The organism is Sphingomonas sp. P4_D12 (assembly GCF_056401895.1).
On record NZ_JBFUIL010000003.1, the window covers coordinates 375,568 to 400,871 of the forward strand.

Consider the following 25,304-nt stretch of genomic DNA (forward strand, 5'->3'; position numbering starts at 1 on the left):
CCCTATCGCGATCAGTCTGCCGCAGCGCAGGCGGCGCGGCTAGCGCGGATTGCCTGGCCGCCGCGCGCGCTCTTCGTCATCGGCACGCGCGATCATCAGGCGAGCGATGCGATCCGCCGACTCCGCCATCTCGCTCGACCGTTTCGGCAAGGCGGCCTGCGCCGAGCGATAGAAGCTCTGGGCGTCGGCATAACTGCCCGCCGCTTCCGCGCACACGCCGAGATTGTAGAGCACCGACGGATGATTGGGCAGGCGGCCGTTTAGCTCCGCCCATTGCCGGCACGCCGAGGTCACATCCCTGTTGGACAGCTTCACGATCCCCTTGAACTCGTTGCCGATATCCTTGGGCATGCCGTCGCGGTCCTCGCGAAAGCGGACCTTGTAGGTTTCCACGCGCGGCCGCACGTCGAGGCGGATTTTCTGCGCCAGGTCGGTGATCATCGCCGATACCGCTTCCTCGGTGGTGCGCCATGGCGCCTTGCCCTGGCACCAGGTCGTTTCGTCCCGCGACGGCTTGTTGTCCGACCAGACCGGCATGGTGTCGGCGACGCGGAGCAAGCGGACACTGACCGTCAGGTTGATGACGCGACGGAAGCATGGGAGGTCGACCTTGGCCCGCTTGGTGCACTTTCCGTCCTGCTTGCCGTCCTTCCATTCGACGCAGCGTTCCTCATTGCCCTGATACTTGCTTTCCTCGACCCCGGTGGTGACGCCGCCAGAAAGCACGCCGTCGGGCCGGCCGGCGGGGACGCCGATCGCCTGTTCCAGCGCCGCCTCGAACTGGCGCGCATCGCGGCCGTTGAAGCGATCGACCACGACGTTTTCGAGCAAATCCGCCTCGCGGACATTAGCCGGAAACTTGCCGCGCATCTGCGCGCTTTCGGCCCAAGCTGCGCTGCTGCCTACGCACAGGCCGGCGAGCGCCAGCGCGATCCACATTCTGGTCATGATGATCTCCCCCGAATCGCCGCTTCATATCATCGCGATCCGGTGGTCGTCAGCCCGCCTCTTTGCGCCATTTGGTCCAGAGGTGCCGCGCCAGCATCAGCGGCGGCATGCGCAGCCAGTGCGAGCGCGCATAGAAGCCGAGCCGGGTGACCGGACGGGTCTGCCGCCCCCAACCGTCACGCGCCGTCAGCCTGCGCAGATAAAGCTCGTCGTCGCTTCCCGAGCGCGCCCAGCCGTCCGGCAATTGCGTGTCGTACAGCGCATGAGACAGCCGGAGCGCACGACGCACCGCCGACGTCAAACCGTGTCGCCGCGCACGCTCGGCCAGACCGGTGATGCCGAAGTCGTCGACCAGGCAGTGAATGTCCCACAGATTGCGCATCCCGCCCGACAGGTCGCCATCGGCGAACAGATGCGCGGCGGCGTGGCAGATCATGTCATCGGAGTTGAGCATGCGCAGCCCGTTCGGCAACGCGATGCTGTCGGCGATCAGTGCATCTGCATCGGGCGTCGGGCGCGCGGTCAGCGGCAGGATCGTGTGGTGGACGTCGATCATGCGGTCGCGCTCGCGATGGATCAGCGGCGGCAGTTCGTGCATCCAGCGGCGATAATAAGCGTCGTCATAAGGGTCGGGCTTGACCCATTCCCACCCCGCACCGAGCAACGCCGCTTCGACGCGATCCAGATCCGCGCGCGGCACCAGGATGTCGAGATCGCCGACAAACCGCCCTTGCCCCGCCGCCAGCCCGGCGGCGATGAACGCGCTGCCCTTGAGCAGGACGACCGGCACGCCAAGATCACCGAGCGCCCGCCGCGCCATCTCGACTTCCCACAAAGCGACGAGCCGCCCCTGCGCGCACGACGCTTTGGCATCGTCGAGGAAGCGCTGCGCCGCCGCCGGCTTGGCGATCCCGTCGAGCCGATGCGCCAGCGTCGCGCTCAGCAATTCGGCGCGCGCCATGGTCAGCAAGGCTTGCCAGCCCGCGCCATCGAGCGTCGCGACCGAAGCGGGATCGGCGAGCGCACGCGCGAGCAACATACCCTCCGCCATCCCTAACACGCTTCCCCGGCGAAGGCCGGGGCCCAGTATCGACGAAGTGCGTTGGCTCGGTTTGCGCTCTCCAACGGAGAGAGCGGCGGCTGGGCCCCGGCCTTCGCCGGGGAAGCGTAATTTGGCGCGGTCAAAGCGACGCCCATAACGCCTCGACCTGAGCGATCGCGCTTTCGGTATCCGGATAGTCGATCGCGCGCGCCGGAGTCTCGGCGACCAATCGGGTCAACGCAGAGAAGCCGCGCTCGGCGAGCGCGACGTAATTGGTCGATGCCTGGGTCAGGCGGACGAACACTTCGCTCGGCGCGACCTCGCGTGCTGCGGCGTCATGGCCGAAGGTGGGGAACAAGATCAGCGCCGGCCGGGCGGGCTGCAGCATCGCGCCGACCGATCGCGCATCGGGGACCAGATGCCGGATCGCTCCCTTCGGCGTGTCGGCGAGCAACGGGCCGAACAAGCCCTCGGGAGCTGCCTCCCGCATCAGCGCAATCGCCTCATTCTTCAGGCTGATCAGGCGCGGAAAGGCATGGATCAGACCCGTCGCCGGATCGAGCAACGCGAATTCGTCGCCCATCAGCCGCCAGCCGCGCGTCATCAGCAAGGCCGCGAGCGTCGATTTGCCCGCCCCCGACAGGCCGGTCATCACCAGCGCCTTGCCGTCGCTCTCGACCGCCGAGGCGTGGAGCAGCAGATAGCGCCGCTGGCCGAGCGCCATCTGCAGGTTCATCGCCATTTCCGCCGCGAGCAGCCCGTGCTCGAGACTGAGCGGCGCGGCTTCGGGCAGGACGAAGTCGCCACCGATCATCACCTTGGGCCGATAGAAGCGCCGCCACGGCCGATCGGCGAACAATCGCACGGTGAAATCGGCGATGCCGTCCTGCGGCTTGGGGTAGCTCGCGTAGAGCTGTTCGAGCGCCGCGACCGGCCCGCGCCAATCCGACCCGACGCGGAATCCGATCGGGCCGATCGCAACCGAGAAAGCGTGTCTCATCGCCGCTCGACGAGTCCCGTTTCGACCAGTTCGTCGAGCCGCGCGGTCAGTGCCGCCGGATCGGCATCAACCAGGTCATAATCTGCACGAAGTTTCGCCAGCAACGCCGCGGCGTCGAGCGGTGCTTCAGCCAGTGCCTCGAGGATTTCGGGCGCGGGCGAGGCCATCAGATGCGTCTGGCCCGAGGCGCGATGATAAATGGCGGTCAGCAGATCGACCGGCACGACGATCAGGCTGTCGGGCGATGCGGCGCGATAAAGGGTCGCCATCTCCCGCGTCCGGCGGCTCAGCCGCGGGGCATTTGCAGCGAGGCGAAGCAGGTGAAGCCGGCGGTGCCATGCTGCAGGCGGCGGATATAGGCGGTATAGGCTCGGCTCTGTTCGTAGGTGGTGCCCGGCAAGGTACCGCCGTTGAGCGCGGTGCGGACGTCCTCCGCCTTGAACGGCTTGGTCGCGCCGGGAAACGCGTCCTTGGTGCCGTTGGGGACAAGCGATCCGTCGGCCGAGACATACATGCCGGCGCGGCCGGGATCGGGGACCGGAATCTCGCAGGTCAGTACCGAGGCGCTGGTCTGCGCGAGCGCGGGGCGGATCGAGATAACCACCGACGCGGTCGCGGCGCCGAGCATCAGCGCGCGGCGGCGCGTCGGCTGCGGTTCGTTCGCCTGACGATCGGTCGTGTTCTCGTCCATGGTTGAGACGCCTTTCACATTAGCACGCGACTGGCAAGCCGATGAAATGGTTACCGCGCGCGGAGGGCGCGGGCATTGCCGCTGACCGGCGCACGCCCTAGGAACCACCGGGCAATGACGACCCGCTTCGGCCCTCGCTTCATGCTCGGCATGCTCGCCGCTCTGGTGGCGGCGATCGGCGTGTTCGTCTTGTCGGGCGACGTGGCGAGCGCGCTGGTGACGTTGGTCGGGGCGATCATCGCCGCGCTCGTGACACTGGGCGTCGATCCCAGCCCGGCGGCATCAGCCGAACCCGACATCGGTATCACACCCGCTCCGGCACGATTGGGCTCGGTGCTCGAGGCGATCGTCGAGCCCGTGCTCGTGATCGCCGGTGGCCGGGTCGAGGAAGCCAATGGTGCAGCGCGCGACGTGCTCGGCAACCACATTACCGGCCAGGACGTGCGACTCGCGATCCGCCACCCGGCCGCCGCCGAGCGACTGACCGCACCAGTCGGTGAGGGATCGTCCGAGGCGATCAATCTGGTCGGCCTGGGCACGCTCGACCAACGTTGGGAATTGCGCGTCACCGATCTGCCCGACGGGCGCCGCGTCGCGCATCTGATCGACCAGACGCGCAGCTATGCCGCCGAGCGGATGCGAGTCGATTTCGTCGCCAATGCCAGCCACGAATTGCGCACCCCGCTCGCGTCGATCCTGGGTTTCGCCGAGACGCTGGCCGATGGCGCCGGCGAAGACCCGGCGATGCGCGATCGCTTTCTCAAGGTCATGGCCGACGAAGCCCGGCGGATGCAGCGGCTGGTCGAGGACCTCATCTCGCTCAGCCGGATCGAGGCCGAGAAATACCGCCTGCCCGATGCCTCGGTCGATCTCGCCGACCTTGTTTCGGAAGTTCATTCGGAAATGATGGACAGCGCGGATGGACGCGCGGCGGAGATCGTCACCGATATCGCTGCCGACGTGCCCGCGGTCGGCGGCGACCGCATCCAGCTGAGCCAGGCGCTGCACAACCTTATCGGCAACGCGATGAAATACGGCCGCACCGGAACGCCGGTGACGGTCAAGCTGTCGCGCGATGCCAGCAACATGGTCCGCTTGTCGGTCGGCGACGAAGGCGACGGCATTCCACCTGAACATATTCCGCGGTTGACCGAGCGATTCTATCGCGTCGATTCGGGGCGCAGCCGTGCGCTTGGCGGAACGGGTCTGGGTCTCGCTATCGTCAAGCACATCGTCGAACGCCACCGTGGCCGCCTCGATATTGCCAGCCAGGTGGGGCGCGGAACGGTCGTCACGATCCTGTTACCGGCTGCGTTGTCATCAAAGGGTAACGCGACTGTCACAGAGGGCCCGAAACCGGCGTGATAGCGCGCCGGTAAGGGGCGAGTCGCCCCGGCGGGAAGGCCCATCATGATTCGCACGATCGCGCTGCTCGGCGCGACATCCCTGTTTCTAGCGGCGTGTCAGGACCAAGCGGCGCTGGCAGGCGCCGGGCGCGACCGGATCAGCGTCGTCGGATCGTCTACCGTCTATCCTTTCACCACCCTGGTCGCCGAACAATTCGTCGCGGCCAATCCCGGCGTGCCGGCGCCGGTGATCGAGTCGACCGGCACCGGCGGAGGGCTGAACCTGTTCTGCAAGGGATTGGGCGGCCAATATCCCGACATTGCCGACGCCAGCCGGCGGATCAAGGCGAGCGAATACCGGACCTGCGCGGCGAACGGCGCGAGCGACTTGCTGGAAATCCAGATCGGGCTGGACGGCGTCGCCTTCGCAGAGGCCAATGAAGGCCCCAAGCTGCAACTGACTCCGCTCGACCTCTACAAGGCGCTGGCGGCCGAACCCGGCGGCCAGCCCAATCGCGCCAAGACCTGGCACGACGTCAATCCGGCGCTGCCGGCGATCGCCATCCAGGTCTATGGCCCGCCCTCGACCAGCGGCACGCGCGATGCCGTCGCCGAGCTGATCCTGGCGCGCGGCTGCGCACAAATGATGCCGGACATGGCGGCGATCCGCGAAACGCGCCCGGACGATTTCGCCAAGACCTGCACCCGGGTGCGTGACGACGGCCCCTATATCGACGCGGGCGAGAACGACAATCTGATCGTCCAGAAGCTCCAGGCCAATCCCAACGCGATCGGCATTTTCGGCTATTCGTATCTGGAAGAGAATAAGGATCGGCTGAACGGCGTGCCGCTCAACGGCATCGAACCGACCTATGAGACGATCGCGAGCGGCCGCTATCCCGGATCACGCCCGCTGTTCCTCTACGTCAAGAAGGCGCATCTCAGCGCCATCCCCAACCTGAAGGCATTCCTCAATGCCTATACACAGGCCTGGGCGCCCAACGGACCGCTGGTTCGCCGCGGGCTGATCTCGGCACCCGCCGAAGTGCGTGCGCGCTCGGCGGCGATCGTGCAGCGCCAGACCCTGCTCGACCCGAAGACGTTGAGCTGAATTGCCGACGCTCGCGCTCCTTTTCCTCGTCGCCGGACTCGGGCTGATCGCCTGGCTGTCGGGGCGCGTCCGCGCGATCGCATTCCGCAAGGCGTCGGGGCAGCGTTTCTCGTCGCTGCCGCGGCATCATGGTTCGTTCGCCGCGATGTGGACCGTGCTGCCGCCATTGCTGTTCCTCGCCGTCTGGGGAGCGTGCGCGCCAGGCCTGGCGACGGACGCCGTGCTCAAGACGCCGGCGGCGGCGCAGCTTCCGCCGCCCGGTTTCGAGCGCGCGGCGATCCTGTCGGAGGCGCGCGCGATCGCCAATGATCGCCATCGCACCCCGCTCAATCCGCTCGCGACCCAGCTCGCACCGGCTTATGCCGTGGAGCAGGCCCGCTATGGCTGGATCGGCGGAGCGACCGCTTTGCTGCTCGGCCTTGCCGGCGGGGCCTTCGCTTTCCTGCGCATCCGCCCCGGCTTCAACGCACGGACCAGGATCGAGCGGATCGTGATGGCCGGCCTGCTCGCCGCCTCGCTCATCGCGATCCTGACGACGATCGGCATCGTCGCCTCTCTATTGGTAGAGAGCGCACGCTTCTTCGGCACGGTGCCCATCACCGATTTCCTGTTCGGTACGCATTGGAGTCCGCAGGTCGTCGATCCCAGGAATCCTGGCGCGAGCCTGGGCGCGGTGCCGCTATTCTGGGGAACCTTCTTCATCGGCGCGGTCATCGCGATGCTGGTGGCGATCCCGTTCGGCCTGATGAGCGCGATCTATCTGACGCAATATGCCTCGCCTCGCCTGCGCAGGTGGATGAAGCCGACGCTGGAGATCCTCGCGGGCGTGCCGACCGTGGTCTATGGCTATTTCGCCGCGCTGATCGTCGGGCCGGCACTGCGCCAATTGGGGGTCGCGATCGGAATTCCCGGCGCCACATCGGAAAGCGCGCTGGCCGCGGGGCTCGTGATGGGCGTGATGATCATCCCGTTCGTCTCCTCGATGGCCGATGACGCGATCGCCGCGGTGCCGGCGGCGATGCGCGACGGCAGCCTGGCGATGGGCGCGACGCCGAGCGAGACGATCAGTCGCGTCCTGCTGCCAGCCGCTCTGCCCGGCGTGGTCGGCGGCGTCCTGCTCGCGATCAGCCGCGCGATCGGCGAGACGATGATCGTCGTGATGGCCGCCTCGGGCGCCGCGACGATCAGTCTCAACCCATTCAATTCGGCGACCACGGTCACCAAGCAGATCGTCGACCTGCTGACCGGCGAAGCGAGCTTCGACAGCCCCAAGACGTTGGCCGCGTTCGCGTTGGGGATGACCCTCTTCGTCATCACCTTGCTGCTCAACATCATCGCGCTCACCGTCGTGAAACGGTATCGGGAAGCCTATGAATAGGCCGCTCGATCCCGCAGCGGTCGAACGCGTGCCGACCGACTGGAAGAATCCGCAGATGGAGCGGCGCGTCCGTCGCCGCTATGCCGCCGAGCGCCGCTTCCGGCTGTTCGGGCTGGCGGCGATCGTGCTGTCGGTGAGTTTCCTGCTGTTCCTGCTCGTGACGATGGTGGCCAACGGCGCGCGCGGCTTCGTGACGACAGAGGTCGCGCTGACGATCGATTTTCCGGCCGCCGGACTCGGCCTGACGCCGGATCGGATCAAGGGGCCGGGTGCCGATCTCGCGCTCGCCGGCGCGGAGCTCGACGCGGTCGTCGATCGGGCCGCAGCCGCGCAATATGGCACCGAGGGGCCGGCGTTGTTTTCAGACGGCGCCGACACGATCGTCCGCCGGGCGCTCAAGGCCGATCCTCGACTGGCGGTCGGCCGGGCTAGATTGTGGTTGCCCGCCGCCAGCGACATCGACACCGCGGCCAAGGCAGATGGCACGCCGCTGGCCGAGAAGCGCGCGCAGGTGCTGAGCGACGCCGGACAATTGCGCACCGGGTTCAATTGGGGCTTCCTGTCGGGATCGGATTCGACCGATCCCACCGCGGTCGGCATCTGGGGCGCGCTCAAGGGATCGCTGTTGACGATGCTGGTGACCTTGGTGCTCGCCTTCCCGATCGGCGTGCTCTCCGCGCTCTATCTCGAAGAATATGCGCCGCGGAACCGCTGGACCGATTTGATCGAGGTATCGATCAACAACCTCGCCGCGGTGCCGTCGATCATCTTCGGCCTGCTCGGCCTCGCGGTGTTCCTCAACACCTTCCAGCTGCCGCGCTCCGCGGCCTTGGTCGGGGGGCTGACGCTCGCGTTGATGACGATGCCGGTGATCGTCATCGCCAGCCGCAACGCGATCAAGGCGGTGCCGCCGTCGATCCGCGACGCCGCGCTCGCGCTCGGCGCCAGCCCGGTCCAGGTCGTCTTCCACCACGTCCTGCCGCTCGCGTTGCCGGGCATCTTGACCGGTACGATCATCGGCATGGCGCGCGCGCTCGGCGAAACCGCGCCGCTGCTGATGATCGGCATGCGCGCGTTCATCGCGACCCCGCCGGGCAAGTTGACCGATCCGTCGACCGTGCTGCCGGTCCAGATCTTCCTCTGGTCGGACGAAGTCAGTCGCGGCTTCATTGAAAAGACTTCGGCAGCGATCATCGTCCTGCTCGTGTTCCTACTGGCGATGAACGGCGTCGCCATCTACCTTCGTAACCGTTTCGAGACCCGCTGGTGACCGACAACAAGACTCCCTCTGATCACAAGATGACCGCGCACAACGTCAGCGTCTGGTACGGCGCGGCGCAAGCGATCAGCGATGTGTCGATCGATATCGACCAGGACAAGGTGACCGCGTTCATCGGCCCGTCGGGCTGCGGCAAATCGACTTTCCTGCGCACGCTCAACCGGATGAACGACACGATCGCCTCGGCGCGGGTCGAAGGCGATATCCGGCTCGACGGAGAAGACGTCTATGCGCGCGAAATGGACGTGGTTCAGTTGCGCGCACGCGTCGGCATGGTGTTCCAGAAGCCCAACCCCTTCCCCAAGTCGATCTACGAGAATGTCGCCTATGGTCCGCGCATCCATGGCCTGGCGTCGTCCAAGGCCGACATGGATCGCATCGTCGAACGCTCGCTGGCGCGCGCCGGCCTGTGGGGCGAGGTAAAGGATCGGCTGTCGGATAGCGGCACCGCTCTGTCGGGCGGCCAGCAGCAGCGTTTGTGCATCGCGCGCGCGATCGCGGTCGATCCCGAAGTGATCCTGATGGACGAGCCGTGCTCGGCGCTCGACCCGATCGCCACCGCCAAGATCGAGGAACTTATCCACGAATTGAAGGGCCGCTACGCGATCGTCGTCGTCACCCACAACATGCAGCAAGCCGCGCGCGTGTCGCAGCGCACCGCCTTCTTTCACCTCGGCCAGCTGGTCGAATACGGTCAGACGTCGGATATCTTCACCAACCCGCGCGAAGAGCGGACGCGCGATTACATCACCGGCCGTTATGGCTGAGGAGTTTGAGCGAATGGCAACCGGCCAGGAACATACGGTCAAGGTTTTCGACGACGAGATCGGTCAACTGCGTGGCCTGATCAGCCAGATGGGCGGTCTGGCCGAGCGCGCGATCCACGACGCGATGAATGCGTTGCAGCGGGTCGATCTCGACCTGGCGCAGCAAGTCCGCCTCGCCGACAAGCAGATAGACGTGATCGAGGCCGAAGTGGAAACGCTGGCTGTCCGCATCATCGCGCTGCGCGCACCGATGGCCAACGACCTGCGCGAAGTCGTCGCCGCCTTGAAGATCGCCGGCGTGATCGAGCGGATCGGCGATTACGCCAAGAATATCGCCAAGCGGGTGCCGATGATCGAGAGCGAGCATCGTATCGAGCCGATTTCGGTCATCCCGGCGATGGGCAAGATGGCCGCCGAAATGGTGCACGACGCGCTCGACGCTTTCGCCGCGCGAGACGCGCGGGCCGCGGTGGATGTCTGCATGCGCGACCAGGCGCTCGACGATTTCTACGACAGCATCTTCCGCATGCTGGTGACCTATATGGTCGAAAATCCCGCGACGATCGGTCAGGTCGCCCACCTGCTGTTCGTCGCCAAGAATCTGGAGAGGATCGGCGACCACGCTACGAACGTCGCCGAGATGATTTATTTCGCCGCCACCGGCACGCAAATGACCGAGCGTGAGCGCGGCAAATCAGGGGAAATGTGATGGCACGCGCCAAGATGTTGTTGGTTGAAGACGACGCCGCGCTGGCGGAATTGCTGGTCTATCATTTCAAACGCGAGGATTTCGAGGTCGCGCACACGCCCGACGGCGAAGAGGCGTTGCTGCTCGCCAAGGAAGCGACTCCCGACATCGTCCTGCTCGACTGGATGGTCGAGGGATTATCGGGAATTGAGGTGTGCCGGCGTCTCCGCCGCATGCCCGAAACCGCGAACATCCCGATCATCATGCTGACCGCGCGCGGTGAGGAAGAGGATCGCGTCCGCGGGCTCGAGACTGGCGCCGACGATTACGTCACCAAGCCTTTTTCCCCCCGCGAACTGGTCGCGCGGGTCGGCGCGGTGCTGCGCCGCGTGCGCCCGGCGCTGGCCGGCGAGCAACTGACTTATGGCGATATCGAGATGGATACGGTGGGGCATAAAGTGCGCCGCAGCGGCGAAGTCGTGCCGCTCGGCCCGACCGAATTCCGCCTGCTCAAGCACTTCCTCGAACATCCGGGCTGGGTGTTCAGCCGTGAGCGCCTGCTCGACGCGGTATGGGGGCATGACAGCGACATCGAGAGCCGCACGGTCGACGTCCACATCCGGCGCCTGCGCAAAGCGATCAATCGCGGCGACAGACCCGACGTCATCCGGACGGTGCGATCGGCGGGCTATGCCCTCGATTCGGGGGCGTAAAGAATCGCATCCGAAACGAGGGAGCAAATTCGGGTGTGGCGCGTTTGGCCCCTGTCACGCTGAGATCGTGCAGAACCAGGAGAGTCGCATGAAGTTGATACTCGTTGCGGCGGCCGCCATGATCGCGATGCCCGCCATTGCGCAGAATACGCCCGCGCCACCACCTGCCCCCGATCCCCAGACCGCGCCGGCTCCTGTCGACCCAACTCCACCGCCGCCAGCGCCGATGCCCGCACCGCCGGGGCCGCCCGCTGGCGCTGCAACCATGACTATGGGACCGCCGACGCCTGTCGTGCAGCCGCTGCCTGACGCTGCTGCCCCCGCTACCGGTGCTGACGTGCCGTGGTGCACCAAGACCGTCGTCGATCATTGCAAGGAGCATTCGGCGCCAAACGGCGCGCGCCTGCACACCACGCCCCGCCCGCCGGGAAAATGAGCGCTCTGATCGCCTGAATGAAGCGGAGCCGGTCGACGCCCGGCTCCGCCGTACCTGAGGAGGTCGGGATGAGATTGATCCTTTTGGCCGCCATCGCTGTGACGATGCCTGCGTTGGCGCAGGAGAATCCGGCGTCGACCCAGCCGCCCCCCGCGCAAAGCGCGGGCGATCCCCCGGAGGGCTATGCCCCGCCGCCGGCGCCCCCGCCCCCGCCCCCGCCGGGCGCGACAATTGTGTTTCAGCCGGCGCCGCCGCCCGACGTGGCGTTTCCGCCGCCCGCACCACTGGCAAGCTACCCGCCCTGCAAGCGCGGTCAGTTCGACAAGTGCGTCCAGCGGCGCGATCCCAAATAAGTATAAGAAACGGGTCGTAAGCTCCCTCTCCCGGCGCGGGTCGGCACGCCCGCGCCGGGTTTTTCGTATTTTGGGTACGGACTATTGCGCAGCGCAGCAAAAACCCTAGGAAGCGTGCGAAACATTAGGGAGCGATTGAATGACCATCCGTTTCGATGACAAGGTAGCCATCGTGACCGGCGCAGGCGGTGGCCTGGGTCGCGAATATGCGCTCGCGCTGGCGGCACGCGGCGCGAAGGTCGTCGTCAACGACCTGGGCGGCGCGCGCGACGGCACCGGTCATTCGGACGCCGCGCTCAAGGTCGTCGAGGAGATCAAGGCGGCGGGTGGCGCCGCGATGTCGAACGGCGGCAGCGTCACCGAGTACGAGCAGATGATCGAGATGGTCGCCAAGGCGAAGGAAGCCTGGGGCGGTGTCCACATCCTGATCAACAATGCTGGCGTGCTGCGCGACAAGAGCTTCGCCAAGATGGAGCCGGCCGATTTCAAGTTCGTCGTCGACGTCCATCTCAACGGATCGGCCAATTGCACCAAGGCGGTATGGGAGACGATGCGCGAGCAGGCCTATGGCCGCATCCTGATGACGGCGTCGTCGACCGGGCTGTTCGGCAATTTCGGTCAGGCCAATTACGGCGCCGCCAAACTCGGCCTCGCCGGGCTGACCAAGACGCTCTACCTCGAAGGCGCGAAGTACAACATCAAGGTCAATACGATCGCCCCGACCGCCGGCACGCGGATGACCGAGGACCTGTTCCCGGCCGAGGCGTTCAAGGCGTTCGCGCCGGAGAAGGTCGCACCGGCCGCTTTGTATCTGGTCAGCGAGGACGCGCCGACCAATGCGATCGTCGGCGCCGGCGCCGGCGTCTTCCAGGCGGCCTATGTCACGCTGACCCAGGGCAAGCTGCTGACCGGCGACGAGCTGTCGCCCGAAGGCGTCGCGGCGCACTGGGCCGAGATCACCGACCGCACCGGCGAACTGACCCCGCAATCGGGCAACGAACAGTCGATGTCGATCATGAAGAAACTGACCGGGGGCTGAGGCACTAAAATCCTCCCCGGTACGGGGAGGGGGACCGCCGCCGAAGGCGGTGGTGGAGGGGGTTCTCCGCACCTACATCGCTTGAGGCCCGCCCCCTCCACCAAGCCGCTGCGCGCCTTGGTCCCCCTCCCCATGAACGGGGAGGATTTTCCTCCTCAATCCCCCACTGTTCGCTGGATCAGGTCGCGTAGCCACACCGACGCCGCATCGGCGTCGCGTTCGACCGGATGGAACAGGAAATGCCGGTCGATGCTCTGCTCGATCGGCAGCTCGACCGCGCGCACGTCGAGCTTCGGCCCGTAAGCGGCAATCAGTCGCGACGGGAGGATGGCGACGAGATCGGTCCGCGCGACCGCCATCAGCGCCTGCAGATAATGCGGTACGACCGCGGCGATGCGGCGGTGCAGGCCCTGCGCCGCCAGCCAGTCGTCGACCGGGTCGCTCGTCGCCCCCGCGCCGACCACCGCGACATGCGGCGCATCAAGCATTTCGAGCACCTGCCGCCAGGTTGCCGGCTGGCCGACATGGACCGCGAGCAGATCATGGTCGTCGAACAATGGCGCCATGCGCAGCCCAGCGAACAATACGGTATCGGTACTGATCGCGAAATCGAGCGTGGCGATCACCGGGTCGTTCGGCCGCGGCCAGGGAATAAGGTCGATCCGGCAGCCGGGCGCCTCGCGCGCCATTGCCTCGATCAACGGCGCGAGCACCGTCGCGGCGACGACGTCGGGAATCGCCGCCCGGAACACACGCTGCGCCCCTGCGGGGTCGAACTCCTCGCCCTCGTACAACGCGGCCGCTTGCTTGAGCAACGCACGCACCGGATCGGCAAGCGCTTCCGCGCGCGGTGTGCGCTTCATCCCCGCGCCGCTGCGCACCAATAACGGGTCGCCGAAATCCTCGCGCAGCCGGGCGAGGATGCGGCTCATCGCCGGCTGCGACACCGATATTATCTGCGCAGCCCGGGTAACGCTGCCGCTTTCAATCATCGCCAACAGGGCACGCAACAAGTTCAGGTCGTAGCGACCGATATCCAATTCCGACATGCGTAATATCAGAACTATTCATTTTCAGGATAGTCAACCCAAGCCCATGACGTTGCGGGATAAGGAGAAAGTCATGAGCGCCGAGCGGAACAAGCAGGTGATCGAACGCATCTATGCCGCCATGGCGCAGGGCGACCGTAGCGTCTTCGCGGCATCGGTCCATCCGGATTATGTCTGGCGTTTTCCCGGTCATTGCAGCTGGTCGCGACGGTTCGATGGCCAGGAGGCGATCCATCGCGACTTGCTGCGCCCCCTCTTCGGCTTGTTCGCGACCGACTATATCGCACATGCGATCAATCTGGTGGCCGAAGGCGAGATGGTGGTTGCGGAAGTGCGCGGCGACGTGATGCTCAAATCCGGCGAGCGGTACGACAACCATTATTGCTTCATCTTCCACTTCCGCGACGGCAAGATCGCCGAAGTGGTCGAATATTGCGACACCGACCTCGAGGAGCGCGTGCTCGGCAATTACGATATTGTGTTGGCCGCGTACCGGGCCAGCGGACCGCATTGAACCGCCCCTTTGGTGTATTGCTACACTAAATCACCTATGGTACATGATCTCCTCAGAGGAGGAGTGCCATGTATAGTGAAAGCGATCTGGAGGGCGCGGTGGCGGCGGGTGTGATCCCGCAATCGACCGCTGACGCTTTCCGCCAGCATACCGCCGCAATGCGCGCGTCGCCCGCGGTCGACGAGGAAAGCTTCCGGTTGTTGACCGGGTTCAACGATATATTCGTCGCCATCGCCATCGCGCTGTTGCTGACGTCGATCGGCTGGCTCGGCGGTTGGGTAAAGACAGGCTTGGGCGGGCTTGGGGTCGCCATCGCGGCCTGGGCGTTGGCCGAATATTTCACCCGCGTCCGGCGCATGGCGCTTCCCAGCATCATTCTGCTGCTGGCGTTCGCCGGCGGCGTCGCGGCGACGATGGTCGGCACGCTGGTCGACATTAATCCCGACTGGAGCGATCAGACGAACGCGCTCATCGCGACCGGTATCGCGTTGGTGACCGGTGGTGCGACCTGGCTGCACTGGAAGCGGTTCATGGTGCCGATTACCGTTGCCGTGGGCGCGGCAAGCGGAGTCGCTGCCCTGGTCGCGCTGTATGTCGCGGTAACGCATGTCAACGAGGATGGCATTTTCCCGCTGGTGCTGGTCGGCGGCATCGGCACTTTCGCGCTGGCGATGTGGTGGGACGGATCGGACCTGACCCGCACGACGCGGCGCAGCGACGTCGCCTTCTGGTTGCACCTCGCCGCCGCGCCGATGATCGCGCATTCGGTGTTCCACATGCTCGGCGTGTTCCAGGGCCAGATCGGGGTTGCCCAGGCGCTGATCGTGATGGCGCTATACCTTGTATTCGCCTTCATCGCGCTAGCGATCGATCGCCGCGCCCTGCTGGTATCGAGCCTGGCCTATGTTCTCTACGCCCTGTCGATGCTGTTCCAGCAGGCGGGTGCGGTCGAACTGTCGATGGCCTTTACCGCGTTCGTGATCGGATCGGCGCTGCTCACGCTCTCCGCCTTCTGGCACCCGATGCGGCGTGCGGTGATCGGCACGTTGGGCAATCTCGGCAACCGCCTGCCGCCGGTGCAGATGCCCGTCGCGGCCTGACGCTCAACGCTTGCGCGCCCCTTGTCATCAGGCGCGAACCTACCCGGCGGCCCACCCGGCCGCCGGGCTTTTTCTTGTCCGGCATATCGATCGATCCGCGGGCCCCTATCTTGCTAAGCGAATTGGAAATTTGGCATAGCTTGCACGCAACGTGCTGGGGGGTTCTGATGGGCGCGACGAGTCTGATTGCATTGTTGGGCGCGCTGGCCGCCCCAATCCCGCCCGCCAGCAAGTGCCAAGCGGCAAAGATCGCCGAATTCCCGATCACGATGACGGGGCGCTCGCCGATCGTCGATGCCCGCTTCGGTGACAAGACCGCGCGCTTCATCCTCGACAGCGGCGCGTTCTACAGCACCATCTCGCGAGCAAGTGCTGCCGAATTCGGGCTGAAAGTGTCGGCGGCACCACCCTGGTTCAGGCTGAGAGGAATTGGCGGGGACACGTCGGCAGGCATCGCGGAAACCGACACTTTCTCGCTGGCTGGGATCAAGCTTCCGAAAGTCGAATTCGTCGTGGGCGGCAGCGATATGGGATCGACCGGCCTGATCGGGCAGAACATCCTCGGCCTCGCCGATGTCGAATATGATCTGCCGCACGGCGCGGTGCGGCTGATGAAGACCAATGGCTGCGGTCGCACGGGTCTCGCCTATTGGGCCGGTGATAAGCCGTATACGATGCTGGATCTCGAGGGAAATCCGGACGGTATGTTCCGCCCCCACACGATCGCCACCGTCATGCTCAACGGCGTCAAGATCAAAGCCCTGTTCGATTCCGGAGCACAGAGCTCGCTCCTGTCGTTGGCGACTGCCAAGCGACTGGGCGTCACGCCGGACACGCCGGGCGTGGAATTCGTCGGCAATGGCGGCGGACTTGGCACGCGCAAGGTGCCGACCTGGCTCGCCACGTTCGACAAGATCGATATCGGCGGCGAGGCGATCAACAAGCCCAGGATTCGCATATCGCAACTCGATCTCGGCAATGCGGACATGCTGATCGGGGTCGACTTCTTCCTGACCCACCGGATGTTCGTGTCGAACGCGACCCACAGGATGTTCGTCACCTATGAAGGCGGCCCGGTGTTCGGCCTGTCGCCCAAAGGCGCGCGGTCGGTCGACGGCAAGCCGCTCGACCTTACCGACAAGGCCGCCGACCCGACGACGGCGGAGGAATATTCGCGGCGCGGCGCGACCTATGCTTCCAATCACAAGCTGACCGAAGCGCTGGCCGATTTCGACAAGGCGATCGCACTTAGCCCCAAGGAGAGCCGCTATTTCTATCAGCGCGCCGAGGCCCGCTTCGCCAATGGCGACCGCGCCGGCTCGCTCGCCGATCTCGACCGCACGATCAGCCTGTCTCCCGATTATGCCGATGCCAGGCTGCAGCGCGCACAATTCCGGCTGCGCGGTGGCAACGAGGCCGGCGCGCTGGAGGATGTGAAAGCGGCCGATAGCGCCCTCGCCCCCTCGTCCGACAAGCGCCTGACCGTGGCGTCGTTATACGATCGCCTCGGCGCGCCCGACGCCGCGCTGCCCAGTTTCGACTCGTGGCTCAAGAGCCACCCTGAAGACAGCAGCCGGGGAATCGCGCTCAATGGCCGCTGCTGGGTGCGTGGCCTGCTCAATCGCGAGCTCGACAAGGCGATGGATGATTGCAACGCCGCGCTTCGCGCGCTGCCCCGCGAGGCCTCGATCCTCGACAGCCGCGCGCTGATCCGGGTGCGGCGCGGCGAATGGAAACAAGCGCTGGCGGATTATAACGCCGCGCTGACGATCAACCCGCGCAGCGCCTGGTCGCTCTATATGCGTGGGCTGGTCGAAGCGAAATCCGGTCAGGACGCCCAGGCCAAGGCCGATCGCGCCGCGGCGATCGCCATCGATCCCAAAGTAGTCGACCGCGCGAAGAAATACGGCCTCGAGGGATAGCGGCGCCAATCGAAAAATTTTCCGGCACCTGTCGAATCCGCTCCCCCTTGCGCGTCTCCGCGGTACGATCGCATTCCGGCGGTCGCGGGAGATATAAGATGCATTACATGATCCTGATCTACGAGGACGAGAGCGTCTATGGCGACAAGAACGATACGCCAGAGATGCAGGCGATCGTCGCCAAGCACTGGGACCTCGTCAGCGACCTGGGCGACCAGTATAAGACCGGCGCCGGGTTGGCGATGACCTCCTCTGCGACCACGGTCCGCACCGTTAACGGCAAGCAGACGATCCATGACGGCCCCTTCGCCGAAACGCGCGAACAGCTCGGCGGCTATTACGTGATCGAGGCGGACAATCTGGACGACGCGATCGCGGTCGCGCGCCGCGTGCCCGTCCGCTTCGACGGCTCGATCGAAATCCGGCCGTTGCTCCACCCGCCGGGCAAGTGATGATCGAGGCGGTGCTGCGGGCGGACGGCGGACGGATCACTGCCGCGCTCGCCGCCCGCTTCCGCGACCTCGACCTTGCCGAGGAAGCGCTGGCGGAGGCGTGCGCCCGGGCGCTTTCCGCCTGGGCCGACGCCCCGCCGGCCAATCCGGCGGGCTGGCTCTATCGTGTCGCGACCCGTGTCGCGCTCGATAGCTTGCGGCGCAGCGCGGTACGCCATGCGACCGCCCTGCCGGAGCCGGAGCCCGAACCGACCGTGGAGGAGTTGATGAGCGCCGCGCCGCTGATCCCTGACGAACGGTTGCGGCTGATCTTCGTCTGCTGCCACCCCGCCATCCATCCCGACGCGCGCGCCGCGCTCACGCTCAGGCTGGTGTGCGGCCTGTCGGCGCAGGAGATCGCGCGCGCTTTCCTGATCGCCGAACCCGCGTTGCTGCAGCGGCTGACCCGCGCCAAGCGAAAGATCGCCGATGCTGGCGTTCCGTTCGAGGTGCCCGGCCCCGATCACTGGAGCGAGCGGCTCGATGCCGTGCTGTCGACACTGGAAGTCGCCTATGCCCATGCGCACGCCGACGGCGCCGGAACCGGACGCCATGCCGGTTATGCCGAAGAGATGCTGGGGATCACGGCGGCACTCGCGGCGATGCTCCCGAGCGAACCGGAAGTGCAGGCGCTCGCCGCGACCGTCCGCTTCGCCGAAGCGCGCCGGCCGGCACGGGTCGATGCTGATGGCATGATGGTGCCACTCGCCGAACAGGATCCGATGTTGTGGGATACCTCGCTAATCACCGAAGGTCGCCGCTATCTCGCCCGCATCCTGACGCATCCACTTCCAGCGCGCGGCGTGCAGGCGCTGATCCATGCTGAATGGTGTGCAAGAGGGTCGCTCGCCGATGCGCCGCCCTGGCCCGCGATTCTGACCCTTTATGACGCGCTGCTCGCCTGCCGTGACGATCCCGTTACGCGCCTCAACCGCGCGGTAGCATTGGCCGAAGTGCGTGGACCGGCGATTGCGTTCGAGGAGGTCGACGCGCTCAGCCACGCCGGCCTGGCTGATTACCTTCCCTATCACGCGTTGCGCGCCGACCTGTTGGCGCGGCTCGGACTCGCTGATACCGCGCGCCGGGCCTATGACGCCGCTCTCGCCCTCGCACCGGCAGGCGCGGAGCGCCGCTGGCTCGAGCGCGGCCGGTCCGAATGCCTGGATTGAGGCGGCTTTCGCGATGAAGGGACCCGGAACCTTTGGCGTGCCACGCGGTTGAATCTGGCTAACGTGTCAGCGGCACGGCACGACGAAGGGGACCGAGTGGATCGCGAACTACGTCACACCGACACGAAGTCGGAAAACGATCGATACCGCCTGCTGGTCGATGCGATCACCGACTATGCGATCTACATGCTCGACCCAGACGGGATCGTCACCAACTGGAATGCGGGCGCGCAACGCTTCAAAGGCTACACCGCCGATGAAATCATCGGCCAGCATTTTTCGCGTTTCTATTCGCCGGAAGATCGCAGCGACGGATTGCCGGCGCGGGCGCTGGCCATAGCCCGCACCGAAGGCAAGTTCGAACAGGAAGGCTGGCGGATCCGCAAGGATGGCGAACGTTTCTGGGCGCATGTCGTCATCGACCCGATCTGGGCGAAGGACGGCGCGCTGATCGGTTTCGCCAAGATCACCCGAGACTTGACCGAACGCCAGGCCGCCGCGGAGTCCTTGCGCCGGAGCGAGGAGCAATTCCGGCTGCTGGTCCAGAGCGTGACCGATTATGCGATCTATCGCCTCGATCCCGAAGGCCATATCGTCAGCTGGAATTCGGGTGCCGAACGAATCAAGGGCTATACGCCCGCCGAGGCCATTGGCGCCCATTTCTCGCGCTTCTATACGGAAGAGGATCGCCTGGCCGGCGAGCCCCAACGCGCTCTGTCGATCGCGCGCGAGCAGGGCCGCTTCGCCGCGGAGGGTTGGCGCGTTCGCAAGGACGGCAGCCGGTTTCGCGCCAGCGTGGTGCTCGACCCTATCCTAGGCGACAAAGGCGAGCTCATCGGTTACGCGAAGGTGACGCGCGACGTGACCGAACGCGACGATGCCCAGCGCAAGCTCGACCTCGCGCGCGAGGCGCTGTTCCAGTCGCAGAAGATGGAAGCGATCGGTCAACTGACCGGCGGTGTGGCGCATGATTTCAACAATTTGCTGATGGCCATCCTCAGCAGCCTGACGCTCCTCGAACGGCGCGTCTCGGGCGACGCTTCCGCGCAACGGCTGATCGACAATGCCCGGCAAGGCGCCGAACGCGGTGCCGCGCTCACGCAGCGCATGCTCGCCTTCGCGCGCCGCCAGGAACTCAATCCGGAGCCGGTCGACGTGCCCGGACTCGTCCGCGGCATGAGCGATCTGCTCCAGCGCACGCTCGGCCCTTCGCACCCGATCGGGCTGCAATTTCCGCTGTCGCTCCCGCCGGTGCTCGCCGATGCCAATCAGCTCGAAATGGCGCTGATGAACCTCGCGGTCAACGCGCGCGATGCAATGCCCGACGGTGGCGCGATCACGGTTGCCGCAAGCGAAGTCACGGTGCGCGACAGGGAGGTCGATGGCCTCGATCCCGGGGGTTACGTCAAGCTCGCCGTCGTCGATACAGGGTCCGGCATGGACGCCGAGACGCTGGCGCGCGCGACCGAGCCGTTCTTCACGACCAAGGGAGTCGGCAAGGGCACCGGGCTGGGCCTGTCGATGATCCATGGCCTTGCCGAGCAAATGAAAGGCGGACTGGCCCTGCACAGCGTCGTCGGACGCGGCACCACCGCCGAACTGTGGCTGCCGGTTACGAATGAATGCGATAAAGCCGTGCCTGAGCCGACGGCACCGGCCGCGATCGTCGACCAACAGCGCAACCTCCGCATCCTGGTGGTGGACGATGACAGCCTCGTGCTGATGAACACCGCCGCCTTGCTCGAGGATATGGGGCATGTCGCGATCGAAGCCAGCTCGGCGGCGGAGGCACTGGCGGTGCTCCGCGGGGGAGCGGCGATCGATCTGCTGATCACCGATCAGGCAATGCCGGGCATGACCGGCGCGCAATTGATCGAGCAGGCGCACGAATTGGTCGGCGACCTGCCGATCATCCTGGCATCGGGCTATGGCGAACTGCCCGAAATGGCATTTCAGAGCATCGTCAAACTCGGCAAGCCGTTCGGTCAGGCGCAACTCGCCGCCGCGATCCGCAAGGTAGCAGTCGAACGACAGGCTCGAACAGGCGCCGATCATGCGCCAGCGCCCGCCTTGAAAGCCGAGGTCGTTGGCCATGCATGACAGCGCCAGCCAATTTCCTCAATAGACGCAACTATCCGACAATATATATCGATAGTTATAACAGACCCGAATTTGGATTTACGTAGTAAACCCTGGCCTGTTATTTTCTAAATCTCGATGTTACCAATATTCATGGGGAGAACTTCGAGCATATTTTATAGTAGCTGCGTGCTGTGTTTCGCTTGTGCCGGTGCGACAGGTGCGCGTGCCATGGACGAGCCATTCCTGTTCGCGGCCCTTCAGCCGGAAAAGGCGGACCAGACCGCTGGTCCTCAGGATCAGCAGCCTGGAACTGCGGATGACATCATCATTTACGCATCCCGACAGGGCGTGTTGCCGGGTGTCGCACCGGAAAACGAGCTCAACGAAGAAGATATTGCCGCATACGGCGCCAACAGCGTCGGCGACCTACTCGATGACGTGGGCGGCGCGGCCGATTCGTCAGGTGAAGGCCCGGTGATCCTGATCAATGGTCGGGAAACCACCGGGCTGAACACGGTGAACGACCTTCCGACCGAAGCGATCCGCAAGATCCAGGTATTACCGCAACGTGTTGCCGGTCGGCTGGGTGAACGCCCAACCCGGCGGGTGATCAATGTGGTGCTCAAGAATAACCACCGACAACTCACCGGAAACGCCGAAGGCACGTTCGCAACCGCTGGTGCGGGACGAAATTACAAGGGCGAGATCAACTTGTTGCGGCTGAAGGACGGCAATCGCGACAGCCTGGTCCTACGCGCCGAGCGGGTCGACCCGCTGCTCGAAAGCGACCGCAACATCGTCAGCGAGCCGCTGACGGCACCCTATGATACACGCGGCAATATTTTCGCCTCTACGATCTTTGGCGCGGAGATCGACCCGGCGTTGAGCGCGCTCGCGGGACAAATGGTCGCTGTCGCACCGGTTCCAGCAGGCAATGCGGCGCCGACATTGGGTGCGTTGGCAGCCAATGCCAACAAACCCAATTTTACCGATGTTCGTGATTTTCGCACGCTTACTGCTGGCAAGCGCACCTTCTCGGTGAACGGCAACATTGCGCGGCAATGGGGCAAGACAGCGCTCTCGCTCAATGCGCGCGCGGAATGGGTGAGCACGGACTCGCAGTCGGGCCTTGCCGGCGTGTCGCTATTGCTGCCGGCCGGTACCCCATTTTCGCCGTTCACGCGCGATGTCAGGATCGCTCGATACGTCGGCGATGCGCTGCGCCAGCAGGGGCACAACGCCAATCTCGAGCTTGGCGGCGATTTCACGACGCCGGTCGGGAACTGGAACCTGCGCGTTGCCGGGAATTGGCAACACCTGGCCGCCAGGACCGACAGCCAGGCAGCCTTCGATGCGACCCTGCTCCAGGCCGCGATCAGCGCCGGGACGGTGAACCCGTTCGGAGCGCTACCCGCCGACCTGACGGCGCTCCGCTACAATTTTTCGCGTTCGCGCAGCGACAATGCGTCGTTGCGGGCGACGCTTTCCGGTCGGGTGTTGAAACTGCCGGCGGGCGCGATGCGCGCCGCGGTGACGGCGACGGTGCGGACCGACCGACTCAATGGGCGGTGGGAATTCCTGTCGGTGCCGAACATGACGAGGTTCACGCAAAACGAAGCGGCACTTTCGGGCAACCTTCAGGTTCCCCTCCTCGGCGACAAGTCGCCGATCGGCAATTTGGAGCTCGACCTCAATGGAGCGATCCGCAGGCTCAACCGGATCGGGACGGTCGAGGATTTCGGCGCCGGCCTGGCGTGGCAACCGGCCAGGTCACTGAATGTCCGCGGCTCGTTCGACCTGCAGCGGCAAGCGCCTTCGGCCCAGACGCTCAGCGACCCGCAGATCGTCTACGATAATTATCGTATTTTCGACTTTGTCACCGGACAGACGGTCCAGGTCCGCTATATTACCGGGGGTAATCCCAACCTGCCCGTCGCCAGGCGGAGAATCTGGTCGGTCGGGGCCACTTATCTGCCGTTCAGTAACGCGAATCTCATCCTGTCCACCGAATATTCCAGGCGGCGAACCACCAATCTTCAGTCGACACTCCCCCCTGTCAACGCGCAGGTCCAGGCGGCATTTCCCGATCGCTTCGTGCGCGACGCCAACGGCGTTCTGACGCTGGTCGACAGCCGGCCGGTCGCCTTTGCGTACGACAATAGCGACCAGTTGCACTCGCGGATCGACTTTCACGGTTCGCTCGGAAAGCCGAGCCGGAAACGCGCGGCTGGCCCGGGGAGCGATCCCGACGGAGCTTTTTCGTTCGACGGCCGACCACGCTTCAATTTCAGTATCGAGCACAATTGGATCCTCCGCAGCGTGCGTCGGGCCCAGCTTGGCCTGCCCGAGGTCGACCTGCTGGCCGGGGGCGCGACTGGATATGGCGGGGGCTTGGCTCGGCACACCGTCCGGGTTTCGGCCAACCTCGCGGCTCGGGGTGTGGGGATGCAGCTTTCCGGCATCTGGCGCAGCGCAACGCTGATCAAATCCGCCGATACGCCCTCGCCAAGCGACCTCTTTTTTTCGGCGCAGACCAGCGTCGATATGCGGCTTTTCGCTGATCTTGGCACCCTGGCACGGGGCAGCAGCGTGTTGAAAGGAGCGCGCTTGTCGTTGTCGGTCACCAATCTGCTGGATTCCAAGCAACGGGTTCGTGACGGCAACGGACTGACGCCGACACGATATCAGCCCTATCTGCTGAACCCGCTCGGGCGCGCGATCACGATCGGCCTTCGCAAGGCATTTTGAGCCGGCGCAGCTCACCGCCGCCGGGAATCAAAAGCCCCGCCAGTGTCAGCTGGCGAGGCTTTTTGAAGTTCAGCTAGCTGGCAAATCAGATCACCGGAACCGTGACCCAATTGTGGCTGCCGTCATTGAGGTTCGGGACGCCGACAGTCGCACCACCATTGTACCAGACAGTCGTGCACTTGTCGCCGGTATAGCCGTTCTGCTTGGCCCAGGCACCCGGCAGCTTCGTCCCGGTCTTGCTCGGCGAGATGCAGACCACGACCTGACCGATGATCAGCGTCGCACTGGTGTCGAAGCCTTCGCCAGCATCCTCGTGGGCGCGGAGCGCATTGGTCTGGTCGACGTTGACCGTAGTCTGCGCTTCGTTGCCCTGCAACGTCGCCGGATCGTTATAGGCATCATGGTGTTCGGTGTAAGCGGCGGTGCCCTGGAACTTGCAGTGCGGATTGGCGTCGCTGCCGCCATGGAACGGGTCGCCCCACCAGCTCGGGAGGTTCAGCGGATCCGAGCCTTGTGCGGTGAAGGCGGCGCAATTGCCCCGAACCGCATCCTCGGAATCGCCGAAGTCACCGTTGATGACGTAGATGCCGACCGCCGGATGGTAAATGTCCACGGCGGGATGATAGACCGCCTTGAGGATGTCGCAGCTGAACGCATGGGCGTACGTCGTCTTGAACGTTCCCATGAAATCATAGGTGCTGGCGCTGTAATGGCCCCCGACGGCCTGCTTGATCCCGAACATGTTGACGCTGCCGCCGTTGCGATACGGGTCGCCAAGAATTTCGACATGCGCCGGGGTAAAGGTACCGGCGCCGACCAGGGTGCCGGGAATTGCGTCGGTAATCGAATGGGTGCCGGTTTCGACAGGTCCAGCCGCCAGCGTTACTGGGCCGAGGACCACTTGGCCGGTCCAGATGTCGCCGCCCGCACCATCGGTGTCGTGCACCAATGCCGCCGCGTCACAGGTCGCCTGCATTCCGGGAAGAACAACCTGCCCGGGATCGGCTGCCGGCGTCGGATCGACAAGGGTGACCGCGGCGAATGCCGGAATCGGGGCGACGGAGACTGCGAGCGCGACAATCGCACTCGCAGAGGCTCGAAAGGTCGAGATCATGGTCTACTCCTAATTTATTCCGCGAATTCATCATCTCCCGTCGACGACTCGCTGTTCAATCGGGATCTGTGGGAATTTTGTAGGTAGTAGTAGCTATAGTAAATAGGACGTTTACGTCTTTATGGTAAAAATATGGCCTAATACGACACCAAAGATATAAGATGTTATTCAAGTATAACTTTGGTTATATTAATCAAAATTAGCTCTTTCTGTCTTCAGCATTAGAACTTCTTCTTTTCTTCCAGACACTCCCTTCCGCCGAATATACCGATCTTCAGAGCGGCATAAGCTATGTCCTAAGCTCGAAATGGGTATGAGCAAACG

Annotated in this window: 24 protein-coding genes; 17 read left to right on the forward strand and 7 right to left on the reverse strand. The window is 64.9% G+C overall.

Translation table 11 applies throughout. The features are described 5' to 3' along the window. Positions 1–39: 39 nt before the first annotated feature. The 5 genes from AC1DSD_RS07760 to AC1DSD_RS07780 all read right to left on the reverse strand — a co-directional run bounded on the left by AC1DSD_RS07760 (position 40) and on the right by AC1DSD_RS07780 (position 3,681). A complete protein-coding gene (locus tag AC1DSD_RS07760) occupies positions 40–948 on the reverse strand; it encodes a tetratricopeptide repeat protein (protein ID WP_478029358.1) in 909 nt (302 codons plus the stop codon). A gap of 49 nt (positions 949–997) precedes the next feature. Beyond that, positions 998–1,999: a nucleotidyltransferase domain-containing protein gene (locus AC1DSD_RS07765; protein WP_478029359.1), complete on the reverse strand. Its 1,002-nt coding sequence runs from the start codon at positions 1,997–1,999 to the stop codon at positions 998–1,000. 130 nt (positions 2,000–2,129) lie between these two features. Then, positions 2,130–2,990 (reverse strand): HprK-related kinase A, encoded by an 861-nt coding sequence (locus tag AC1DSD_RS07770; RefSeq protein WP_478029360.1) that lies wholly within the window; start codon positions 2,988–2,990, stop codon positions 2,130–2,132. Continuing rightward, positions 2,987–3,259 (reverse strand): HPr-rel-A system PqqD family peptide chaperone, encoded by a 273-nt coding sequence (locus tag AC1DSD_RS07775; protein ID WP_478029361.1) that lies wholly within the window; start codon positions 3,257–3,259, stop codon positions 2,987–2,989. Before AC1DSD_RS07775 ends, AC1DSD_RS07770 begins: the two co-directional genes overlap by 4 nt. Positions 3,260–3,276: 17 nt before the next feature. Then, a complete protein-coding gene (locus AC1DSD_RS07780; RefSeq protein WP_478029362.1) occupies positions 3,277–3,681 on the reverse strand; it encodes a hypothetical protein in 405 nt (134 codons plus the stop codon). A 114-nt stretch (positions 3,682–3,795) separates the two neighbouring features. Between AC1DSD_RS07780 and AC1DSD_RS07785 the strand changes: the two genes are divergently transcribed. The 10 genes from AC1DSD_RS07785 to AC1DSD_RS07830 all read left to right on the forward strand — a co-directional run bounded on the left by AC1DSD_RS07785 (position 3,796) and on the right by AC1DSD_RS07830 (position 12,791). Then, positions 3,796–5,046, forward strand: a complete 1,251-nt coding sequence (locus tag AC1DSD_RS07785) for an ATP-binding protein (RefSeq protein WP_478029363.1) — start codon at positions 3,796–3,798, stop codon at positions 5,044–5,046. A 45-nt stretch (positions 5,047–5,091) separates the two neighbouring features. After that, a complete protein-coding gene (locus tag AC1DSD_RS07790) occupies positions 5,092–6,138 on the forward strand; it encodes a substrate-binding domain-containing protein (protein ID WP_478029364.1) in 1,047 nt (348 codons plus the stop codon). 1 nt (position 6,139) lies between these two features. After that, positions 6,140–7,516 (forward strand): phosphate ABC transporter permease subunit PstC, encoded by a 1,377-nt coding sequence (pstC, locus tag AC1DSD_RS07795; protein ID WP_478029365.1) that lies wholly within the window; start codon positions 6,140–6,142, stop codon positions 7,514–7,516. Further along, the gene (pstA, locus tag AC1DSD_RS07800) at positions 7,509–8,786 is read left to right on the forward strand and encodes a phosphate ABC transporter permease PstA (protein WP_478029366.1); all 1,278 of its coding nucleotides are present in this window, start codon (positions 7,509–7,511) and stop codon (positions 8,784–8,786) included. The genes pstC and pstA overlap by 8 nt, the downstream gene beginning before the upstream one ends. A 29-nt stretch (positions 8,787–8,815) precedes the next feature. After that, positions 8,816–9,562, forward strand: a complete 747-nt coding sequence (gene pstB / locus AC1DSD_RS07805; protein ID WP_478029544.1) for a phosphate ABC transporter ATP-binding protein PstB — start codon at positions 8,816–8,818, stop codon at positions 9,560–9,562. Between the two features lie 13 nt (positions 9,563–9,575). Next, on the forward strand, positions 9,576–10,271 hold the full coding sequence (gene phoU, locus AC1DSD_RS07810) for a phosphate signaling complex protein PhoU (RefSeq protein ID WP_478029367.1): 696 nt from the start codon (positions 9,576–9,578) through the stop codon (positions 10,269–10,271). Continuing rightward, a complete protein-coding gene (phoB, locus tag AC1DSD_RS07815; protein WP_066809495.1) occupies positions 10,271–10,963 on the forward strand; it encodes a phosphate regulon transcriptional regulator PhoB in 693 nt (230 codons plus the stop codon). The genes phoU and phoB overlap by 1 nt, the downstream gene beginning before the upstream one ends. Before the next feature lie 88 nt (positions 10,964–11,051). Next, positions 11,052–11,399: a hypothetical protein gene (locus tag AC1DSD_RS07820; RefSeq protein WP_478029368.1), complete on the forward strand. Its 348-nt coding sequence runs from the start codon at positions 11,052–11,054 to the stop codon at positions 11,397–11,399. Between the two features lie 68 nt (positions 11,400–11,467). Then, positions 11,468–11,752 carry a hypothetical protein gene (locus AC1DSD_RS07825; RefSeq protein ID WP_478029369.1) on the forward strand — a complete coding sequence of 95 codons (285 nt, stop codon included), beginning with the start codon at positions 11,468–11,470 and terminating at the stop codon, positions 11,750–11,752. A 139-nt stretch (positions 11,753–11,891) separates the two neighbouring features. Further along, positions 11,892–12,791 (forward strand): SDR family NAD(P)-dependent oxidoreductase, encoded by a 900-nt coding sequence (locus AC1DSD_RS07830; RefSeq protein ID WP_478029370.1) that lies wholly within the window; start codon positions 11,892–11,894, stop codon positions 12,789–12,791. Between the two features lie 155 nt (positions 12,792–12,946). On the opposite strand, the gene AC1DSD_RS07835 is transcribed toward AC1DSD_RS07830, so the two are convergent. Further along, complete coding sequence (locus AC1DSD_RS07835) at positions 12,947–13,840, reverse strand: LysR family transcriptional regulator (protein ID WP_478029371.1); 894 nt, start codon at positions 13,838–13,840, stop codon at positions 12,947–12,949. Between the two features lie 73 nt (positions 13,841–13,913). Here AC1DSD_RS07835 and AC1DSD_RS07840 point away from each other — a divergent pair, with 73 nt between their 5' ends. From AC1DSD_RS07840 to AC1DSD_RS07870, 7 genes are all read left to right on the forward strand, one after another. Continuing rightward, entirely contained in the window at positions 13,914–14,354 is a 441-nt protein-coding gene (locus AC1DSD_RS07840) for a nuclear transport factor 2 family protein (RefSeq protein ID WP_478029372.1), read from the forward strand. A gap of 68 nt (positions 14,355–14,422) precedes the next feature. Continuing rightward, positions 14,423–15,454 carry a hypothetical protein gene (locus tag AC1DSD_RS07845; protein WP_478029373.1) on the forward strand — a complete coding sequence of 344 codons (1,032 nt, stop codon included), beginning with the start codon at positions 14,423–14,425 and terminating at the stop codon, positions 15,452–15,454. A gap of 167 nt (positions 15,455–15,621) precedes the next feature. After that, the gene (locus tag AC1DSD_RS07850; RefSeq protein WP_478029374.1) at positions 15,622–17,376 is read left to right on the forward strand and encodes an aspartyl protease family protein; all 1,755 of its coding nucleotides are present in this window, start codon (positions 15,622–15,624) and stop codon (positions 17,374–17,376) included. A 98-nt stretch (positions 17,377–17,474) separates the two neighbouring features. Further along, positions 17,475–17,828, forward strand: a complete 354-nt coding sequence (locus AC1DSD_RS07855; RefSeq protein ID WP_478029375.1) for a YciI family protein — start codon at positions 17,475–17,477, stop codon at positions 17,826–17,828. Continuing rightward, entirely contained in the window at positions 17,828–19,036 is a 1,209-nt protein-coding gene (locus tag AC1DSD_RS07860; protein WP_478029376.1) for an RNA polymerase sigma factor, read from the forward strand. The genes AC1DSD_RS07855 and AC1DSD_RS07860 overlap by 1 nt, the downstream gene beginning before the upstream one ends. A 96-nt stretch (positions 19,037–19,132) precedes the next feature. Next, positions 19,133–21,136, forward strand: a complete 2,004-nt coding sequence (locus AC1DSD_RS07865) for a hybrid sensor histidine kinase/response regulator (RefSeq protein ID WP_478029377.1) — start codon at positions 19,133–19,135, stop codon at positions 21,134–21,136. Between the two features lie 210 nt (positions 21,137–21,346). Beyond that, positions 21,347–23,866 (forward strand): TonB-dependent receptor, encoded by a 2,520-nt coding sequence (locus tag AC1DSD_RS07870; protein WP_478029378.1) that lies wholly within the window; start codon positions 21,347–21,349, stop codon positions 23,864–23,866. Positions 23,867–23,951: 85 nt separating this feature from the next. On the opposite strand, the gene AC1DSD_RS07875 is transcribed toward AC1DSD_RS07870, so the two are convergent. Next, positions 23,952–24,980, reverse strand: a complete 1,029-nt coding sequence (locus tag AC1DSD_RS07875; RefSeq protein WP_478029379.1) for a hypothetical protein — start codon at positions 24,978–24,980, stop codon at positions 23,952–23,954. Positions 24,981–25,304: the final 324 nt, after the last annotated feature.

Coding starts and splice junctions, on each gene's coding strand:
- AC1DSD_RS07760 (WP_478029358.1), bottom strand. CDS start 948: ATGACCAGAATGTGGATCGCGCTGGCGCTCGCCGGCCTGTGCGTAGGC.
- AC1DSD_RS07765 (WP_478029359.1), bottom strand. CDS start 1,999: ATGGCGGAGGGTATGTTGCTCGCGCGTGCGCTCGCCGATCCCGCTTCG.
- AC1DSD_RS07770 (WP_478029360.1), bottom strand. CDS start 2,990: ATGAGACACGCTTTCTCGGTTGCGATCGGCCCGATCGGATTCCGCGTC.
- AC1DSD_RS07775 (WP_478029361.1), bottom strand. CDS start 3,259: ATGGCGACCCTTTATCGCGCCGCATCGCCCGACAGCCTGATCGTCGTG.
- AC1DSD_RS07780 (WP_478029362.1), bottom strand. CDS start 3,681: ATGGACGAGAACACGACCGATCGTCAGGCGAACGAACCGCAGCCGACG.
- AC1DSD_RS07785 (WP_478029363.1), top strand. CDS start 3,796: ATGACGACCCGCTTCGGCCCTCGCTTCATGCTCGGCATGCTCGCCGCT.
- AC1DSD_RS07790 (WP_478029364.1), top strand. CDS start 5,092: ATGATTCGCACGATCGCGCTGCTCGGCGCGACATCCCTGTTTCTAGCG.
- pstA (WP_478029366.1), top strand. CDS start 7,509: ATGAATAGGCCGCTCGATCCCGCAGCGGTCGAACGCGTGCCGACCGAC.
- pstB (WP_478029544.1), top strand. CDS start 8,816: ATGACCGCGCACAACGTCAGCGTCTGGTACGGCGCGGCGCAAGCGATC.
- phoU (WP_478029367.1), top strand. CDS start 9,576: ATGGCAACCGGCCAGGAACATACGGTCAAGGTTTTCGACGACGAGATC.
- phoB (WP_066809495.1), top strand. CDS start 10,271: ATGGCACGCGCCAAGATGTTGTTGGTTGAAGACGACGCCGCGCTGGCG.
- AC1DSD_RS07820 (WP_478029368.1), top strand. CDS start 11,052: ATGAAGTTGATACTCGTTGCGGCGGCCGCCATGATCGCGATGCCCGCC.
- AC1DSD_RS07825 (WP_478029369.1), top strand. CDS start 11,468: ATGAGATTGATCCTTTTGGCCGCCATCGCTGTGACGATGCCTGCGTTG.
- AC1DSD_RS07830 (WP_478029370.1), top strand. CDS start 11,892: ATGACCATCCGTTTCGATGACAAGGTAGCCATCGTGACCGGCGCAGGC.
- AC1DSD_RS07835 (WP_478029371.1), bottom strand. CDS start 13,840: ATGTCGGAATTGGATATCGGTCGCTACGACCTGAACTTGTTGCGTGCC.
- AC1DSD_RS07840 (WP_478029372.1), top strand. CDS start 13,914: ATGAGCGCCGAGCGGAACAAGCAGGTGATCGAACGCATCTATGCCGCC.
- AC1DSD_RS07845 (WP_478029373.1), top strand. CDS start 14,423: ATGTATAGTGAAAGCGATCTGGAGGGCGCGGTGGCGGCGGGTGTGATC.
- AC1DSD_RS07850 (WP_478029374.1), top strand. CDS start 15,622: ATGGGCGCGACGAGTCTGATTGCATTGTTGGGCGCGCTGGCCGCCCCA.
- AC1DSD_RS07855 (WP_478029375.1), top strand. CDS start 17,475: ATGCATTACATGATCCTGATCTACGAGGACGAGAGCGTCTATGGCGAC.
- AC1DSD_RS07860 (WP_478029376.1), top strand. CDS start 17,828: ATGATCGAGGCGGTGCTGCGGGCGGACGGCGGACGGATCACTGCCGCG.
- AC1DSD_RS07870 (WP_478029378.1), top strand. CDS start 21,347: ATGGACGAGCCATTCCTGTTCGCGGCCCTTCAGCCGGAAAAGGCGGAC.
- AC1DSD_RS07875 (WP_478029379.1), bottom strand. CDS start 24,980: ATGATCTCGACCTTTCGAGCCTCTGCGAGTGCGATTGTCGCGCTCGCA.